Origin of the sequence: Litorivivens sp. (genome assembly GCF_041625495.1) — a bacterium.
In the GTDB taxonomy this organism is placed as follows: Bacteria; Pseudomonadota; Gammaproteobacteria; order Pseudomonadales; family Spongiibacteraceae; genus Litorivivens.
Window position 1 is genome coordinate 1 of the sequence record NZ_JBFJTH010000265.1, and the last position, 3,159, is coordinate 3,159.

Annotated in this window: 2 protein-coding genes and 1 pseudogene; 1 reads left to right on the top strand and 2 read right to left on the bottom strand. The window is 55.4% G+C overall.

What is annotated here, in order from left to right; genetic code table 11:
* Both ABYP39_RS18210 and ABYP39_RS18215 read right to left on the bottom strand, forming a co-directional pair.
* Positions 1-710: recombination-associated protein RdgC (locus ABYP39_RS18210; RefSeq protein WP_372784046.1), on the bottom strand; the 710-nt coding region annotated here is incomplete at its 3' end.
* Between the two features lie 163 nt (positions 711-873).
* Positions 874-2,301 carry an aldehyde dehydrogenase family protein gene (locus ABYP39_RS18215; protein WP_372784048.1) on the bottom strand — a complete coding sequence of 476 codons (1,428 nt, stop codon included), beginning with the start codon at positions 2,299-2,301 and terminating at the stop codon, positions 874-876.
* 287 nt (positions 2,302-2,588) lie between these two features.
* On the opposite strand from ABYP39_RS18215, the pseudogene ABYP39_RS18220 reads away from it, so the two are divergent.
* Positions 2,589-3,159 (top strand): annotated as a pseudogene (locus tag ABYP39_RS18220) (hypothetical protein); the annotation flags it as partial.

A 3,159-nucleotide genomic window follows, 5' to 3' on the forward strand; every position in this document is an offset into this window, starting at 1 on the left:
CCGCCCGACCAGCTCAGCGCCAGCTTTTTCACCAGCATGCCACTGTCGATATGATTGAGAATTTCCTTCGACGTAAGCTCCTGATTTTTACAGCGTATAACCGCCGCTTCGTCAGCAGAGTCAATCAGCTCGCATTCGCCGCCCAGTTCAAAACCGCTGGGTGGCGCAACTTTCAGCCACTCGGTCATGGTGTGATAAGCGGTATTTTTGGCTGCTAACGGAATCACCGGCATTGAACCAAGCGATTCCCGCAGCAACACGATCATCTCTTCGGCCCGGTTATGGCTGCCACAGTCCACCACCAACCACCCATTCTTGGGGTCGATGTAGGCGAACTGCCTGCGTGACTTCACGAAGGCCCGGGGCAACATATCAAATACCAGTTCTTCTTTTATATCCAGGCGCTCTTTGCGACTGGGCACACGATCCTCATCTTCGCGAATCGTCAGCACCTTTTCCTCCAAGGCGTCCTTGATCACTGAAGCCGGCAATACTTTATCCTGCCGCTGGCTGCACACCATGATGCAACCGTTATTGGTGTGCACCAACTCACTGCCCTGCTGACCCAACGGCTTTACCCAACCCAGCGTCGACATATCCTGGCCGCCGCACGGTTTAAAAGCATGCTCATGGAGTTTCTCCTCCACCTGCTCCGGCGATAGAGTAAAGGGCTTGGTGAAGCGATAGATCAGTAGATTTTTAAACCACATAAACGAAAAACCATTGTATTAGAGAAAGGAAAGCGAAGGACGGCATTGTAGACGCTACCGCCATCGCTGTTCAGACTTGACTGCACGAAACTGGCAATGACTGCACAAAATGCCCCCAGCGAGTGCGGGGGCATGCGCGCTGCTAGCCAGCGATGAGACGCGGCTATTCCAGACCCATCATGGCCTGGTATTCGGTGAACTCTTCCACGCCGGCCAGCCCCCATTCGCGACCGATACCGGATTGTTTGAAACCACCAAAAGGTGCCTGTATATCCGCCCCCGCGCCATTGAGATGCACCTGCCCTGCGCGCAGCTGGCGTCCGACCGCTTGCGCGCGCTCGACACTCCCGGCATACACATAGCCCGACAATCCATAGACTGTATCGTTGGCAATCTTTATCGCCTCGGCTTCGTCGCTATAGGGTATCAGTGTTAGCACCGGGCCAAAGATTTCCTCGCGCGCAATACGGCTGTCGTTAGAATCTACCGAAAAGATCGTAGGCTTAACGAAATAACCAGCCTCGCAACCATCAGGGCGACCCTCACCACCCACCAGAAGTTTAGCGCCGTCGGCAATACCCACGCCGATAAGCTTCTGAACTCGCTCAAACTGGCGGCCGTTCGCTACCGGCCCGGTGGTGGTGCTCGCATCCTGCGGATCACCTACGGTCAAATCGTCCAGCGCCGCTACCGCCAGTGCCTCGACTTCTGCCAGACGCGATGCAGGCACCAGCATCCGAGACGGTGCATTGCAGCTTTGGCCGCTGTTATTCATCAGGTGCAGAACGCCTTTTTTCACTGCCTCTTCAAATGGGGCGTCCTCGAGCAGGATATTGGGCGATTTGCCCCCCAACTCCAGGGATACCCGTTTAATACCGTCCGCCGCACAGCGGGCGACCGACGCGCCCGCCGCCGTAGACCCCGTCAGCGACACCAGATCCACCAGAGGGTGAGACGACATATGCGGCCCCACCTCCGGACCACTGGCCCAGATCAGGTTAAACACGCCGGCCGGCAAACCAGCCGCGTCCATAATTTCGGCGATAATCTGCGCCGAAAGCGCTGCATATTCAGACGGTTTAAGCACCACGGTACAGCCCGAGAGGAAGGCCGGCGCCAGCTTGCAGGCAATCTGATTAAGCGGCCAGTTCCAGGGCGTAATCAGCGCACATACGCCGGCCGGTTCGCGGGAAATCAAAGTACTGCCTTTGCGGGTCTGCCATTCAATCTGATCTGCCAGTGCAATAGCTGTTTTGAAATGCCCAAGACCCAACGGCACGTGAGCACTATTAGCCAAGCTCTGGGGGGCACCCATCTCTGAGCTTACCGCCAGTGCCAGATCGCCCATCCGCTTTTCGTATTCGCTTACCACAGCACTCAGCAGATCAACTCGCTCTTGCAGTGATGTGCGACTAAATGAACTAAATGCCTTGCTTGCTGCACTGACGGCGCTGTCTACGTCGGCTATGCCGCCAAACTGAAGCTGGCCGATGACAGCTTCCGTGGCCGGATTAACAATATCGTGTCTGGCGCCGGGCTGGAGCGATTCAACCCACTGGCCATCAATGTAATGCTGACTGATTTTCTTCACACGGTGCTCCTATTGCTGGTATGCCTGGTGCAGGTTTATTGTTATGTCAAAGAGTGGTGCCGCATGCGTTTGGCCGATGACCGCAGCCACCCGTTCAACTTCTAAGCAACCAACAATAGCAGACATCCCCGAGGCATCCCATTACCCTTTCCCCGCCAAACACTACCCATAAAACTCACCGGACACCTGGCACGTTTGATGGGTAATTTTCTGGGAAACCAAGACCTGAAGTCTGGGCCAAAGTGCGCTAACCTTGAGGGCTATTTAATGAACACCCGGGGATACCCATGTCACAACTGAAACTTGTCAAAGGCCTGCTGGTCGTCTTACTGATATTGACAGGAACGGCAGCGCAAGCGCAGATCACTACCCGCATCCAAGGTTCCGATATTGGCCTTGGGGCCGAAATCGGCTATCGCTGGGAGGAGCCCTGGGGCATCCGCGCCGGTTACTTGGTAGGCGATTTTGATGTCGAATTTGATGCACAAGACAACAACGGGGTAGAGGGCGACGAACTACAGTACGACAGTGATATCGACCTCAAAAATGCCTACTTCCTGGCAGACTGGCACCCCTGGAATGGAATATTCCGCGTCTCCGGCGGCACCTTTTTCAATAACAGTGGCGCAACCGTCATCACCAGCTGTAACGCCACCTTCATCATTCAGCAGTTCGCCACCTGCGAATTCGGTAACAGCGTCTACTCACCCGCCATCCTCGGTGAGGTAACCACGAAAGTCGATTTCGAGGAAATTGCCCCCTATTTCGGCTTAGGCTGGGGGCATCGCGCTACATCCGGATTTGCGGTCAATGCCGATATCGGTGTTATCTATGTGGGACCAGCCAGCGTCGACATGC